This window comes from Flavobacterium sp. FG139 (genome assembly GCF_057809695.1).
The window spans coordinates 138,072-153,771 of sequence record NZ_JBMDKL010000005.1; the positions used below are offsets into that span (position 1 = coordinate 138,072).

General features: G+C 33.9%; 15 protein-coding genes. All 15 read left to right on the top strand.

Annotation, left to right across the window (positions count from 1 at the left end):
* The first annotated feature begins 1 nt into the window (after nt 1).
* The 15 genes from ACODSI_RS06075 (at nt 2) to ACODSI_RS06145 (ending at nt 15,700) form a co-directional block, all read left to right on the top strand.
* Complete coding sequence (locus ACODSI_RS06075; RefSeq protein WP_488915943.1) at nt 2–1,093, top strand: glycosyltransferase family 4 protein; 1,092 nt, start codon at nt 2–4, stop codon at nt 1,091–1,093.
* Nucleotides 1,086–1,940, top strand: a complete 855-nt coding sequence (locus ACODSI_RS06080) for an FkbM family methyltransferase (RefSeq protein WP_488915944.1) — start codon at nt 1,086–1,088, stop codon at nt 1,938–1,940. The genes ACODSI_RS06075 and ACODSI_RS06080 overlap by 8 nt, the downstream gene beginning before the upstream one ends.
* Before the next feature lie 69 nt (nt 1,941–2,009).
* Nucleotides 2,010–2,930: a glycosyltransferase family 2 protein gene (locus ACODSI_RS06085; RefSeq protein ID WP_488915945.1), complete on the top strand. Its 921-nt coding sequence runs from the start codon at nt 2,010–2,012 to the stop codon at nt 2,928–2,930.
* A complete protein-coding gene (locus ACODSI_RS06090; RefSeq protein ID WP_488915946.1) occupies nt 2,920–3,795 on the top strand; it encodes a glycosyltransferase family 2 protein in 876 nt (291 codons plus the stop codon). The genes ACODSI_RS06085 and ACODSI_RS06090 overlap by 11 nt, the downstream gene beginning before the upstream one ends.
* Nucleotides 3,796–3,814: 19 nt before the next feature.
* A complete protein-coding gene (locus ACODSI_RS06095; protein ID WP_488915947.1) occupies nt 3,815–4,753 on the top strand; it encodes an NAD-dependent epimerase/dehydratase family protein in 939 nt (312 codons plus the stop codon).
* Complete coding sequence (locus ACODSI_RS06100; protein ID WP_488915948.1) at nt 4,737–5,768, top strand: glycosyltransferase family protein; 1,032 nt, start codon at nt 4,737–4,739, stop codon at nt 5,766–5,768. Before ACODSI_RS06095 ends, ACODSI_RS06100 begins: the two co-directional genes overlap by 17 nt.
* An 11-nt stretch (nt 5,769–5,779) precedes the next feature.
* Nucleotides 5,780–6,910 carry a glycosyltransferase family 4 protein gene (locus tag ACODSI_RS06105; protein WP_488915949.1) on the top strand — a complete coding sequence of 377 codons (1,131 nt, stop codon included), beginning with the start codon at nt 5,780–5,782 and terminating at the stop codon, nt 6,908–6,910.
* Nucleotides 6,911–6,920: 10 nt separating this feature from the next.
* Nucleotides 6,921–7,580: an acylneuraminate cytidylyltransferase family protein gene (locus tag ACODSI_RS06110; RefSeq protein ID WP_488915950.1), complete on the top strand. Its 660-nt coding sequence runs from the start codon at nt 6,921–6,923 to the stop codon at nt 7,578–7,580.
* A gap of 6 nt (nt 7,581–7,586) precedes the next feature.
* Nucleotides 7,587–8,627: an N-acetylneuraminate synthase gene (gene neuB, locus ACODSI_RS06115; RefSeq protein WP_488915951.1), complete on the top strand. Its 1,041-nt coding sequence runs from the start codon at nt 7,587–7,589 to the stop codon at nt 8,625–8,627.
* A complete protein-coding gene (neuC, locus tag ACODSI_RS06120; protein ID WP_488915952.1) occupies nt 8,620–9,744 on the top strand; it encodes a UDP-N-acetylglucosamine 2-epimerase in 1,125 nt (374 codons plus the stop codon). Before neuB ends, neuC begins: the two co-directional genes overlap by 8 nt.
* A gap of 3 nt (nt 9,745–9,747) precedes the next feature.
* Nucleotides 9,748–11,346 (top strand): hypothetical protein, encoded by a 1,599-nt coding sequence (locus ACODSI_RS06125; RefSeq protein WP_488915953.1) that lies wholly within the window; start codon nt 9,748–9,750, stop codon nt 11,344–11,346.
* A complete protein-coding gene (locus ACODSI_RS06130) occupies nt 11,343–12,389 on the top strand; it encodes a lipid II:glycine glycyltransferase FemX (RefSeq protein ID WP_488915954.1) in 1,047 nt (348 codons plus the stop codon). Before ACODSI_RS06125 ends, ACODSI_RS06130 begins: the two co-directional genes overlap by 4 nt.
* A gap of 6 nt (nt 12,390–12,395) precedes the next feature.
* On the top strand, nt 12,396–13,136 hold the full coding sequence (locus tag ACODSI_RS06135) for a class I SAM-dependent methyltransferase (RefSeq protein ID WP_488915955.1): 741 nt from the start codon (nt 12,396–12,398) through the stop codon (nt 13,134–13,136).
* A gap of 15 nt (nt 13,137–13,151) precedes the next feature.
* A complete protein-coding gene (locus tag ACODSI_RS06140; RefSeq protein ID WP_488915956.1) occupies nt 13,152–14,558 on the top strand; it encodes a hypothetical protein in 1,407 nt (468 codons plus the stop codon).
* Nucleotides 14,543–15,700: a glycosyltransferase family 4 protein gene (locus tag ACODSI_RS06145; RefSeq protein ID WP_488915957.1), complete on the top strand. Its 1,158-nt coding sequence runs from the start codon at nt 14,543–14,545 to the stop codon at nt 15,698–15,700. Before ACODSI_RS06140 ends, ACODSI_RS06145 begins: the two co-directional genes overlap by 16 nt.

The following is a 15,700-nucleotide window of genomic DNA, read 5'->3' on the forward strand; positions in this document are numbered from 1 at the left end:
TATGAAGCAAGATAGAATTTTCTTTATTACTCCCGATATTAACACTCCAACAGGCGGAATTAAACAACTCTACAGGCAAGTTGATGTGTTAAATAATAACGGGTTTAATGCTTATATTTTACATAAAATGTGTGGTTTTAAATGCACTTGGTTTTCTAATAATACTAAGGTTGCATACCATTATACTATTTTGAATGATTTGGAAAAATTAATTAAAGTAGATCAGAAACCGCATAATTTAGTACAGTTTTTAAAATTCAGTTTAAAAAAAATTGCAAAAAAAATTAAATCTTTTAGAATTGATACAAGTGCAGATATTCAAATACAAAACTCTGATATTTTTGTTTTCCCAGAAGTATACGGGCCAAATATTGCAGAACTTTTAAAAGGAAATAAAAAAATAATTTACAACCAAGGTGCTTATCAAACCTTTTTTCATCACGATTTAAATCTAGAAAATAGTACTACTCCTTATTTAAATAAAGAGTTAATTGCCACAATTGTAAATTCTGAAGATGCTAAGCAGTATATCAGTTATGTGTTTCCACAAATGAAGGTGGAACGAGTACGATATGGTATAGATTCTAAGAATTTTTACCCAACAGAAAGTAAAAAAAAGAAAATAGCTTTCATGCCCAGAAGGTTAAGAGTTGACTTAGTTCAAGTAATTAATATCTTAAAATTTAGAGGCGTATTAGAACATTGGGAATTGGTTGAAATTCACAATATGAACGAACAACAAGTGGCTCATAATCTTAGAGAATGTGCTTTGTTTTTAAGCTTTAGTATCAATGAAGGTTTCGGAATGCCTCCTGCAGAAGCTATGGCATGCGGTTGTATTGTAGTTGGGTATTCTGGTAAAGGCGGAAAAGAATTTTTCAAAGAAGATTTTTGTTATCCTGTTGAAGATAGAGATGTATTAGCCTTTGCAAAAACACTTGAAAAAGTAATTAAAGAATATGAAAGTGATAACAAGCCTTTTATTGAAAAAGGAAGGAAAGCTTCACAATTTATTCTTAAAGAATACAGCATGGAAATGGAAGAAAAAACAATAGTCGATTGTTGGAACAAAATACTAAATAAGCATGAATAAAGATATAAAAGTGGTGTTTGATGTCGGGATGCATAAAGGTGAAGATACGGATTTCTATTTAAAAAAAGGATTTCATGTAGTTGCCTTTGAAGCCAATCCCGAATTAGTAAAGTTTTGTGAAAACAAATTTGCCAATGAAATTAAAGAGGAAAAACTAATTATTGTCGAAGGTGCCATAATTGATCCTGAATTTGATTCGGATAGTACCAATCCCAATATTCTTTTCTACAGAAATATAAACATGAGTGTTTGGGGTACCATCGACAGTAATTGGGCAAAACGAAATGAGAAAAAAGGCACCGAAAATGAAATTGTTGAAGTTCGAAAAGTTAATTTTAAGGAATGTTTGGAGAAATACGGAATTCCATACTATTTAAAAATTGATATTGAAGGAATGGACCGGGTTTGTTTAAAATCTTTACTTCATTTTCAACAAAAACCAAGCTACATTTCCATAGAATCTGAAAAAGTTTCCTTTAAAGAATTAGAAGAAGAGTTTGGATTATTCACTAAAAATGGATTTGATACTTTTAAAATTGTCAATCAACAAAATATTGGAAATCAAAAAGAACCGATTAACACGGAAGAAGGTCGATATATAAATTACGAATTCAAAGCAGGAGCAACCGGATTGTTTGGTAAAGATTTACCTAAAAATTGGGTCAATTATACTACCGCAATCCAGCACTATAAATGGATTTTTATGGGCTATAAACTGTTTGGTGACAATGGTAAAATAACCAATAAATTTCTGCGTAAGATTGCTTTTAAAGTATTGAAAATCTTCACTAAACAGCCTATACCAGGTTGGTATGACACGCATGCGAAACATAATTCTGTTATTTAAATCATAAATAAGCAGTTACTTTTGTTATAATAGTACACTTAAATTTCAAAGTCGTTAAAATAAAAAATAATGCCAAAAGTTTCCATCATACTTCCTTCCTACAACCATGGAGCCTTTTTATCGGACCGATTGAATTCTATTGTTAATCAAACCTTTAAAGATTGGGAATTAATCATTATTGATGATAGGTCTACAGATGGTAGTTTGGAAATTTTAACCGATTTTGTAAATCAAAATAAAACTAAGATTAAATATTTTATTGTTAATGAAGTAAATTCTAAAAGTGGTTATTTTTCATGGGAAAAAGGAATTGCTTTAGCCGATTCGGAGTATGTTTGGATTGCTGAAACCGATGATTACTCAGATGTAAATTTTCTTGAAGAACAAATTGCAGTTCTAGAACAACATAAAAATTGTGCTTTGGTGTTTTGTGCTAGTAATTATGTAGATGTTAATAAACAATTCCTCTTAAATTCCGACAGGCGAACCAAAGATTTAGCCGTAAAAGAGGGTGAATATAAAGTATTTGAAGGATCGGTCTTTGTAGATAAAATGCCTTTTAATACCTACATAACCAATGGAAGTTCGGTTGTTTTTAGAAAACCTAAGGGTGAAATTCCACACGAAGTATTTATTCACAGGCAATGTTCTGATTTATTTCTTTGGACTTTTTTACTCCAAAATGCATCATTTGCCTTTTTAAATAAAAAACGAAATTATTTTAGACGACATGAAGATTCTACTACCACTAAAATCTCATCTGGAAAACAATTAATTGGGACCTATAAAGAATTGGTTTTTTACTTAAAATACTATAATTTCCCCGATAAATACTCCAATTTTATAACCTATTATTTTAATAATTATCTTTGGAAAAATAAAGAAGAAGTATTCAATGTAAAGGTGTTTGAAAATAATAAAGAATTAAAAAAGCTGTATTTTCAAAAATTAATTCCTTTGGTAATCAAAAAGCTTTTCAATGGAAAATAATACCTTAGTTAGTGTTGTTATTACTACTTATAATAGAGAAACTTATCTGGATTCGGCTATACAATCGGTAGTAAATCAAACCTATAAAAACATCGAAATTATTGTGGTTGATGACGGCTCTAAGAGTAATTATGCTGAAAAGATTTGTTCAAAATACCCGCAATGTAAGTATCATTTTAAACCTAATGGCGGACTTTCGTCGTCAAGAAATTTTGGGGTTTCGGTTGCTAAAGGCGATTTTATAGCATTTTTAGACGACGACGATTTATTCTTACCTCATAAAATAGCAATGCAAATAGCGATATTAGAAGATAAAGTTGATGTCGATTGTGTGCATTCTTCGGCTTTGATTATAGATGGAAAGGATGTGCCAACTGGAGAAATAATAGGAGCTAACGAATCAAAAGCACATCATCGATCAGGGAATGTTTTTTGGAATGCCTTGGGTATTTGGGTGATAAAATCACCAACACCTTTATTTAGAAGAAAAGTTTTTGACGCTATTCTATTTGACGAGTCTATTTTAGTAGGCGAAGATGTTGATTTTTATCAACGTATGTTTTTTAAACATAAACTCTTTTACGTTTCAGAACCACTAGCCTTATATCGAGAAGATGATGATCCTAATAGGTTGTCCAAAAAATTGGAGAAGTATAATGGCATAGAATCTAAAATATATTCCAATTTTTTAAAGATGGGAATAAAAAATCCATTTACTTTGTATAAAATTGCATTAAAACTGGCTCAAGTCGGAATTGGCAGGCTGAATTCAAATAATGCAAATAACATTATTAGGGTTAGCAAATGGAAATTGTTATTGAATCCATTTTATTATGTCAAAAATTTAAACAACTTAAAGAATTAATACATCTCAAAATATAATAATGAATAACAAAACCAACATACTTATAACCGGTGGCGCAGGAAATGTTGCCAGTGCTTTAGCGAGCAAACTGTCTGAAAACAACGATAATTTTATTGTTATTGTGGATAATCTTTCTACGGGAAGTTTGTCTAAAGTGCCCCAAAAAGAGAATGTTAAATTCATTAAGGCTGATGCTAACGAATACAATGATATTGTGCCTATTTTTGGAAGGTATAATTTTGATTATGTGTTCCACTATGCTGCTGTTGTAGGTGTAAAACGCACGCTTGAGAACCCAATTATGGTACTTAATGATATAGAAGGTATTAAAAATATCCTTTCGTTATCTAAAAATTCTGGAGTAAAACGTGTATTCTATTCCAGTTCTTCCGAAGTGTATGGAGAACCTTTTGAAATACCACAAAACGAAAATACAACGCCATTAAATTCACGATTGCCTTATGCTATTGTGAAAAATGTTGGGGAAGCGTTCTTCAAATCCTATTACCAAGAATACGGATTGGAATATACCATTTTCCGATTCTTCAATACCTACGGGCCCAATCAAAGTGAAGATTTTGTAGTCCCTCGATTTTTAAAAGCGGCCTTGCACAATGAGCCAATTACCTTGTATGGTGACGGATTGCAAACACGCTCGTTCTGCTATGTTGAAGACAATATTGAAACGTGCATTAAAGCGATGGAAAGCGATGAATGTGTGAACGACGTGCTCAATGTAGGTAGCGATAAAGAAATGACCATTTTAGATTTGGCAAATAAAATTATAGAAATTACCAATTCTAAATCGCCAATTATCCACCTTCCAGCATTAGAAGAAGGCGACATGACTAGAAGATGTCCCGACACTTCTAAAATGAAAAAAATACTAAAAAGAGAATTGATTTCTCTTGAAGATGGGATCAATAAATTAGTCGATTTTTATGAGAATAGGAAGTAATCCTGAGAAAACCAGTAAGGCCATTATCGTAGAAAATTATCACAGAATTGTGATTCCGGTCTACATTCCCAATTTTGAAGGTTATTTCAAAGACGCTTTCGATGTTTTTAAATTGTGCCTGGAATCCTTATTGCTAACGGTTCATTCGAAAACAAGAATTACGATTTACAACAACAATTGTCATTCCGACGTTAAAAATTATATTGATCAAAAATACAACGAATCGAATGTCATTGATCAGGTATTCCATTCTAAAGAAAATCTCGGAAAAATCAACGCTATTTTAGCCGCCTCCAAAGGAAATTTAGAGCCTTTAATTACCATTACCGATGCCGATGTTTTTTTTAAAAATGGCTGGCAAGAAGCCGTAGAGAAAGTAATGTTAGGATTTCCAGAAGCCGGAATGGTGAGCCCAGTGCCAGGAAGTAAAGCGTATAAAAGCTATACCTCCAACAATTGGGCGTATGCTGTTTTTAAAGCCAAACTTTCTTTTCAAGAGGTTTTGGATAGAGAGGCACTTATCAATTTTGATCGAAGTTTAGGCAACGATAAAAATCTATACGATCCGATTCACCTTGAAAAGCATTTGATTATTGAAAATAAACAGACAAAAACGCAAGCCGTAATGGGATGTGGTCATTTTGTGGCTACCCTGCGTCGCGAAGTTTTTGATAAAGGCACCAATGAACCTGCTTTTATTAAAATCCAAAATGGGGTAGAAGGGAAGTTTATCGATATCCCTAATGAAGCAATGGGATTCCTGAGATTGGCTACTAAAGATAATTATGCTTACCACATGGGAAATACCAAAGAAGATTGGATGTATGAAGAATTTAAAAGATTGAAGTTGCCTCAAACCGATGGCGCTCTCGATGCAAAACGCATCAGTACGGCAAAACCATTAGGCAAAAGGTATCAGTTTTTTGGTAAAATAATACTGCAATTACTTTCTAAAAAAGCCATTAAAAAAAGATATTTTTTACATTTAGGGTTGAATTCGACAGCCGATTATTAAACAAATAAAGAATGGTTAAAACAATATTACTTCTAACAACGCCAATGCCGTACTCTAAAATTGGTAGTTGGACAACCATGTATAATTATTACCTGCAAACGGGTAATCATCAAATCGATTATTTGGTGTGTCCGAAGCCCGATGTACCTTTGTTTGAAGATGTTTCCTATTCGTTTGTAAAACCAACCACTTTTCTTACCAAAGTAAAATCAAAATTAAAGTGGGAACATCGGTTGCAAAATTATTTTTCAGCTTTGGATAAAATTATCCAACCCAATCAAAAATACATTATTCAAATTGTTGATAATAGCGGAATTGTATTGCCTCTTAACCATCATTTATCTACAAAACATCACATTAAAAATTTCTATATTCAATATTATTACCAAGGATTTGCACCGATTATTGCCAATCCTTATGAAAAGAAATTTTTTGGTTCCATCAATGAAATGCTATTTCTAACCAAATTGTCTTATAAAGCCTATTTGAATCACTACGATGATTTTGTGTGTAAGGCTTCGGTATTAAATAATGCCACCAACTCGAAACAGTTTTTGAAATTGGATGCATCCACCAAAGAACAACAAAAAAAAGAAATGGGTGTGACTAAAAAGCTCATTTTTATATGGTGTTCGCAAGATCGACCCAAGAAAGGCTTGGATTTGATACTCCAAGTTTGGAAAAAAATCTATGAAAATCATGCCGATGAAGCTCAATTATTGATTGTTGGAATTAATAAACAAATACAGCAAGATGGCGTTACCGTAATAGGTAGAGTGCCTAATCACGAGTTGTCTAAATATTACCAAATTTCCGATTTTTATTTGTTTCCAACATTATGGAAAGAAGGTTTCGGAATCGTATTAGCCGAAGCTCTAAAATGTGGATGTTACTGCATTGCTTCCCATCAAGGTGGTGTTCCTGAAGTGTTGGAATTTGGAAAACTCGGAAAATTAGTTGAAAATCCTAATTTTGTTTCCGAATGGATTGATGCTATTGAAACTTCAATTTCGGAATATAAGGCAAATGGCTATCAAAATCCGTATTACAATACCAATTTTGACCAACTTTACGACTTAGATCATTGGTCTAAAAAAATGAATGTTGTACTAACAGAAGCCAAAGAATCGTTCGATAACTAAAGTATAATGTATGTCTACAATAGCGATTATACCAGCAAGAGGCGGTTCTAAACGATTGCCAGGCAAAAATATTCTGAATCTCGGAGGCATTCCTCTTTTGGTGCACAGCATTCGATTTGCACAAGCTAATGCCAACATTATTGATGAAATTTATGTTTCAACTGATGATGAAGCAATAAAAGAAGTAGCTTTAGCGAATGGCGCTCAAGTAATTGACCGACCAGCTTCTATTTCGGGCGATTTAGAACCAACCCTTACCACCTTACAACATGCTGTAAAAAGCCTTGGTGCTGAAGTTGAGAATGTAGTTTTATTGCAACCCACCAATCCGTTGCGACCATCATCTCTTTTGAAAGAATGCTTTGATACGTTTCAAAACACAAATGCTGATAGTTTGTTCACAGTGACCAGAAACCATCAAAAATTGGGTAAAATTGTACACAATACTTTCGTTCCATTCAATTATGAAATCGGACAACGCAGTCAGGATTTGGAACCACTTTATTTTGAAAACGGATTGTTGTATATCAGTAAAGCGCACACTATTTTGGAAGGAACCATTGTGTCCACTAATGCCATTCCTTTTATAGTAAATCATATTTTTGCTCAGGTCGATATCGACACCCAAGAAGATTTTGATTACGCCACGTATTTGTTAAACCAAAAATAAATTCAAATGAATCCCTATATAGAAATCGCAGGAAGAAAAATTGGACCTGATTTTCCGCCACTAGTTATTGCCGAAATCGGTATCAATCACGAAGGCTCGCTTCAAGTGGCCAAAGAAATGGTCGATGCTGCGCATCGTGCCGGAGTTGAAGTGGTCAAACATCAAACCCACATTGTAGCCGATGAAATGAGTGGTGCCGCCAAAAAAGTAATTCCAGGCAATGCCGAGGTTTCAATTTATGAAATTATGGAGCGTTGCGCTTTAGATGAAAATGAAGAATTGGAACTGAAAAATTATGTCGAAAGTAAAGGCATGATTTTTATTTCTACACCATTTTCTCGTGCCGCTGCTGAACGTTTACGTAAGTTTGATATTCCTGCTTACAAAATTGGCTCAGGAGAATGCAACAATTATCCATTATTAGAACACATTTGTTCGTTTGGAAAACCAGTCATTTTAAGTACGGGTATGAATACTATTGAAAGTGTTCAAAAAGCCGTAGCGATATTTGATAAACACAACATTCCAGTGGCATTATTACATACCACTAATTTATATCCAACGCCGATTCATTTGGTGCGTTTTGGTGCGATGACACAATTGCATGAAGCGTTTCCTGATAAGGTTTTTGGATTGTCCGATCATACACTAAACAACAATGCTTGTTTGGGCGCTGTGGCTTTGGGTGCGAGTATTTTAGAGCGTCATTTTACCGACCACATGCAACGCACCGGTCCAGATATTGTGTGCAGTATGGACGAAAATGCTTGCGCCGAATTGATTACTTCCAGCAATGAAATTTGGCAAATGCGTGGCGGACAAAAAGAGCCTGCCAAAGAAGAGCAAGTTACTATCGACTTTGCTTTTGCTACGGTTTGTTCAATTGCTGCTATTAAAAAAGGCGAAGCGTTAACTAAAGAAAATATTTGGGTAAAACGCCCAGGAACAGGAAAGATTTTAGCCGAACATTTCAACGACTTGCTAGGAAAAGTAGCCACTCGTGATATCGAAAATGATGAACAATTAGATTTTACAGATTTTGAATAAAAAAATCCTATTTCTTACCGGTACGCGTGCCGATTTTGGTAAAATAAAATCACTGATTTCTATTTTGGAAGAAAACCCAGAATTTGAAGTCTATGTTTTTGTTACGGGTATGCATTTGCAAAAAGAATACGGATATACGTTGATTGAAATTCAACGGTGTAATTTTAAAAATGTATATACTTTTGAAAATCACACGCACGAAACTACGATGGATTTAACGCTTGCCAAAACCATTGAAGGATTGTCAAGCTATTGCAAAGACGTGCAACCCGATTTAATTGTGGTACACGGCGATCGAGTAGAAACCTTGGCTGGTGCTATTGTTGGTTCATTAAATAATACGTTAGTAGCCCATATTGAAGGTGGCGAATTGTCGGGAACCGTAGACGAACTGATTCGTCATAGTGTGAGTAAGTTGAGTCACATACATTTTGTTTCCAATGACGATGCAGCCAAACGCCTCATTCAAATGGGTGAAATGAACACGTCTATTTACACGATTGGTTCACCTGATATTGATATTATGTTTTCGGATGATTTACCTAATTTGGAAATCGTAAAAGACTATTACCAAATTCCTTTTGAAAATTATGCTGTAGTGATGTTTCATCCGGTAACGACCGAAGTGAATGAAATGGAACGCTATGCCGATGATTTTGTGAAAGCCCTTTTAAACGACACACATAATTATGTAGTGATTTATCCAAATAACGATTTGGGAAGCCAATACATCATTGATCACTATGCAAAATTAAAAGACAATCCGCGTTTTAGAGTATTTCCGTCGCTGCGATTTGAGTACTTTTTGACGCTTCTTAAAAACTCGCAATTTATCATTGGAAACAGTAGTGCCGGAATTCGCGAAGCACCGTATTACGGAATTCCGATCATCAATATCGGCACACGCCAACAAAACCGTGCAATTCATGCAGATATTCTGAATGTCGATTATAGCTTTGAAGCCATTATGGACGCTTTAAAAATGATCGATTCCCATCAAATTCAGAAAGTAGACTCCGATTTTGGAAATGGAAATAGCGCGGCTTTATTTTTAGAGAATATCAGCCAGGATTTATTTTGGACGATAAACCATCAGAAACAATTTAGAGATTTGTAATTTATGTCGAAAGTCACTGCTAATTCTCTTTGTTTTATTGATGTTGAATCAATTGGAAACAAATTTACTTTCAATGATGTAGTCATTCAAGATAGTCATTCTTTTGACCTAAAAATCGAATTCTCGCAACCTATCATTTTCTTTAGAAATCACGATTATCAATGGGTGGATGTTTCTAAAGATCGAATGGCGAATGATTTTTCTCCCAAAATAGTGCAGTTGCAAAACGGACTTTTCATTCAGGCAAATACCCATGTCGGAATTTGGGAAGTGCATCCAGAAAATCCATCGGTTTTGTGGTGGCGCTTTAATCCCGAATTTGCGGCACCCATTACAGAATACCGCACGGAAATCAATACCAAACGAATTCTTTCTGCAGAAAGTGAGTTGCGTTTTCAAGAAGATTTAGCATTGCTGATTTCTAAAAACAACGCCGTTGAATTGAGTCGTTCGCCTATTCCGTTTTCGGCAGTAGCTTGTTTTACCGATCACTGCGATTATGATACGGCAGAAAATTTAAAAATTCAAAGAGACTTTTTTAAAGGTAATGGTATTAAAACGACCAAAGGTTTTTTTCTAAATCATTTTTCCAAACGAGACGATAATGCTTCGTATCAAAACGAAAAAGCAGTACTAGACCAATGGCGTAATGATGGGCATGAATTGTGTTATCATTCCCTAACGCAGTCTATAAGAACCGACCAAGAAGCGTTTCAAGAATTTAAAAATTTTACGCCGCCTTATGATGACATTCCAGTTTGGATTGATCACGGATTTCAGCCGTATAATTTTAGCTTATTTGAGAAAAATAATATTTCGAAAGAACACTACGAAAAGACGCTTTCTGATAAAAATATAGTCGTGCTTTGGAATTATATTGATGCTGGAAATGCCACAACAGGTATCATCAATCAGTTGAATCCAGAACAATTCAACTTATCTCAATATGCTTTGTCTATTAAGGGAAAATCCTTTTTAAAGCGAATGGTTTTATTGGTTAAAAATATCATTTTTCATTATGATAACGATGAGTATCGAGTTCGGAATTACATCGACACGTTGACCTACACGAAGGCATTACTTCAGAAGAAAAAAGTAACCGCTATTTTTAAATTAATAAAGAATCTTACTCCAATTGTGTTGGTTTCATTAAAAGTGTTGTTTACTTGGGGAAAAGCTAAAAAAACGACCTATAAAGTAGCAAAATACAGTCCGATTTTCTTCAAACACAAGATACATGAAAAAGAATTTTATGTATTTCAAACAGTGGAAATGGTAGATTTCATCACCGCATTATCGAAACAAAATGTTGATAGTTTAATCGACGAATCAGGTTTGTTTATTGCCCATACCTATTTCTCGGTCAACATGAAACATTATGCCGGAAAATTGATAAATGGCGATGGTTCTTTAAATGAAAAAGTAGTTCAAAACTTCAATTATTTGGCTGAGAAAATTCAACAAAAAACCATTTGGAATCCAACGTTATCCCAATTATTGGAGGTTTATAAAAATTACCAAAACACCATTTTTGATATTGATGAAAAAGGTACTATTTTTATAAAAAATAATTTCAATATTCCGTCAAGGAACGTATCATGATACAACCTTTTTTTACTAAAGAGCCAATTTGGTTGGATAAATGGGATGAGTACCTGCAACAATCAGAGCAAGGTTCTTACATTTTATTGTCCGATTGGGTGAAATCGTATGCGTCTTACGGATTTGACTACGAATTATGCCTTTTTGTAAAAGACGATGTCATTGTAGGTGGCTTCAATGCGGTGGTGGCTCGAATGGCTTTTTTTAGGTTTTACATCATTCCATACGGCCCCATTGCTACTCATGATGACGTTTCTATTTTAGAGGTATTAATTGCTAAAGTAGTCCAAAGAGCGGCAGAAATTAAAGCTTGTTATTGCCAAATTAACCTTCCTTTTTTAAATAAAGGAGCTGATTTTTCTGCGTTGCAAGATTACAAATCAGGACAATTATTCAAATATGTTTTTTCTCTAAACGGACTGAATTGGATTGACTTGAAACAATATACCGATGCCGAAGTACTGCTTTTAGATTTTAAATCGTCGGTGCGCAGGGATATTAGAAGTTCCGTCAGGAAAGGACTTACAGTTACTTATTTATCGGATAAAAATGAGATTAAAACAGCTTACGATTTGTGTGTTGCCAATGCTGCTGATCGAAATTATGCCATTCGAGATTGGAAAGATGTTCAAGAATCAATTCTGAAGTTAACCGAAAAAAACTATGCAAAGTTCATTGCTGCTTACAAAGATGGCGAAATGAAAGGTGCTATTTTTATGGTTAAATCTGGGAAATATTACAATTATCTTTTTGGAGGCACTAAAAAAGAAAAACCCGATTTGTTGGTTGGGCATTTTTTGCAATGGGAAGCCATAAAGTTGTCGATTGACGAACAATGTGTAGGTTATAATATTTCGTTGGGAGGATCACAAGGTGTTCAAGAATTTAAAAATAGTTTCAACACTAGACAGGTTTTATTTGAAAATTCTAAACATTATAAAGTAATTAATTCCTTTTTGTTTTCTTTTTTTCTTTACTTTGAAAAATATATTAAGCCTTACAAAAAAACGATAGCTAAAGTATTGTCGTTTTTTAAAAAATAAATCCAAATGGAACTCAATAATAAAGATTTTTGGGAAAAAAATACGGTAGTCGTTTCGCAAGATAAAAAGAAGAAATCATCTGATTTTGAGTTTTTTATGTTTCAAAAAGCAAAAGCGATGTGTCAAAAGTTTGGCACAATTCAAAACATTAAAATTTTTGGTTGTGGCACTGGAAGAGAGATTGAATCGATTGCCGAATATTTTAATCCGACCCAAATGGTTGCGAGCGACATTGCCGAAAACATGATTGCGAAGTGTAATGAGAATTTAAAAATTTGGAATCTTGATTCCATCACAGAAACGCTAACAATCGACGCCAAAGAATACAATAAAGTTTCAGATGCATTTGAGTTGGTTACTATTCTCAACAGTATGCTGACCTACGTAATTGACCGAAACGATCGAATTACGATTTTCAAAAATACCAAACAAATACTAAAACCAAACGGTGTTGTTATTGGAACCGTTCACAACCAAGAAGGTACGTTTTTAAAGAGCACTTTTTTTAAACTAAGAAATTTGTTATCATTTTATTATGGCGATTCGGCAGGAATTAGAAGTACAGGGTTTCACGGATTTAAGTTAAAGGCTTATTATTACAAGAAAAAAGAGTTGCAACACGATATTGAAACGGCTGGTTTCAAGAATATTGAAATTTATTCTTTAGAAGAATACTACGCTTTGCAAAACATCAAATACGATCGATCAAAAGGGTATAATAATTTAATTTTTATTGCTCAGAAATAATACATTTTACGAGATATGAAAATAGTCTTACTGGTACCAGATGGCGTAGCCGTTAGAAATTATATTTATTCTGACTTTGTGGAAGAGCTGATAAAAAACGGATTTGAAGTGGTGTTGTACCACCAAATTCCAGAGGCAGCCATAGATGAAATTAAGAAAGTTAAAGGCACGATTGTATCAGATATTGTAAAAATCCCAGAATTTAAAGAAAATTTTTTCGGACGTATACTCAAAGAAAGTATCGTGTATGCCCGATTGTTACAAAATAAGACGAAGCTTAACAACGATACGATTATGCTTTTTTGGAATAGAAATCAAAAAGGATTTAAACGATTAACGTTATTAAGAATATCGGAGTTTTTCGGTTACTTTTTGTCCAAATCGTACGCATTGATTTTAAAGTTCGAAAAAGTGTATGACAACACCGCTTTGAACAATTCAGTTTCAAAAGTAATAGAAAAGGATTTACTCAAAATCAAACCCGATTATATTTTAAATTTGCATCAAAGAGCAGTGATTTGTGCTCCTATTATTAGTGTTGCAAAGAAACTTTCCATTAAAACAGGAACCGTAATTTTCTCATGGGACAACATTCCGAAAGCACGATTGGTTTCTAAATATGACCATTATTTCGTTTGGTCTGATTTAATGAAAGCCGAATTAAATTTACTGTATACCGAAATCAATTCTAATCAAGTTTTTGTTACCGGAACACCGCAATTTGAGTTTTATTTTAAAGCACCATTTTTAAAAACTAAGGCTGATTTTTTTGAAAAATTCGGTTTGGATTTGAACAAAAAAACGATTTGTTTTTCGTCTAATGATACGTCTTCACCTTATGAGCAAAATTATTTTGAAGATTTGTGTGAAGCATTGATGAAAATAGAGAAAACCGAACGTCCTCAAATTCTTTTTAGAAAATGTCCAGTAGACAAAACCAACCGATTTGATGCCGTATTGCAAAAATATCAAGACTTAATTATTTCAATAGAACCCGATTGGCGCATTCAAAGTGGCGATACTTCGTTTGTGTATATTTATCCGAGTTACGATGATTATGAATTATTAGCCAATACCGTTTTGCACAGTGATGTCGTTATTAATTTAGGTAGTACTATGGCACATGATTTTGCCGTATACAATAAACCGTGTTTGTATTTGAATTATGATCCCGTTTCCAATTCTGTTTTTAAGGTAAATGAAGTCTATCAATTCCAGCATTTTAGAAGTATGAGTGATTTGAATGCTGTAGGATGGATTGATTCAACATTGGATTTTGTTCCTAAAATTCAAGCGGCATTAAGCAATCCCGATAGTATTGGAAGTGACCGATTGCAATGGATGCAACGCATAGTGAATTATCCTTTGCAAGAAAATAGTGCTAACCTAGCCAAAGAAATCAAACGATGCACATTTGTATAATCACACACGAATACCCCAAAGCAGGTTTTGCTCATGGCGGAATTGGTAGTTTTTTAAAAACACTTGCTCCAAAATTGGTTGCCCATGGTGTGAAAGTAACTATTGTAGGGTTGAGTTATGATTATGAGTATGATTATCAAGAAGATCAAGGTGTTAAAATTTATCGATTGGCCTATAAAAATGTAAAACATTTAGGTTGGTATTATGGGGTAAAAGCCATTAGCAAAAAAATAGCCGAAATTCATAAAGAAGCGCCTATTGATATTGTAGAAACCAGCGAACTTGGTTTGGCTTTTTTAGATAAAATTAAAGGAATAAAATACATAATTCGACTGCACGGTGGTCATCACTTTTTCGCAGAGTCAGAAAATCGTAAAATCAACTGGTGGAAAGGATTTCAAGAAAAACTATCGTTTAAAAATGCTGATGGTTTTATTGCGATTTCCAATTATGTAAAATCACATACCGAAAAATTTCTAAGTTATCATAACAAGCCAGTTGCCTATATTAGCAACTTAATAGATACCGATTTTTTTGCACCACGAATCAATCCAATAGACCCATGTAGTATCGTGTTTATGGGTAGTGTTTGTGAGAAAAAAGGTGTTCGGCAATTGGTTCAAGCTTTTCCTTTGGTAAAAGAACAATTTCCGAATGCTACCTTAGAATTGTATGGAAGAGAATGGTTTTTTCCCGATGGCAGGTCTTATACCGACTTACTCAAAACCGAAGTGATGCATGAAATGGATAGCAACGTCATAAAAGACATTCATTTTCACGGTCAGGTCAATTATGAAGAGGTTCCAGAGAAATACTCTAAAGCACATGTTTGTGTATTTCCATCCCATATGGAAACGCAAGGATTGGTAGCTCCAGAAGCCATGGCCATGCGAAAGGTAGTTATTTTTACCAATAGAGGTCCCGGACCAGAAGCCATACAAGAATATGAAACGGGTTTACTGTGTGATCCTTTGCATCCAAAAGATATTGCCGAAAAAATAATTTGGGTGTTTTCTAATGATGAAAAATCCAAAGTAATAGCTTCCAACGCTAGAGCTTTTGTTGTAGGTAAATATGGGGCCACAGTGATTTTAAAAAAGAATATAGCGTTTTTTAAAAACATAATCAGTTCTCATGCATAA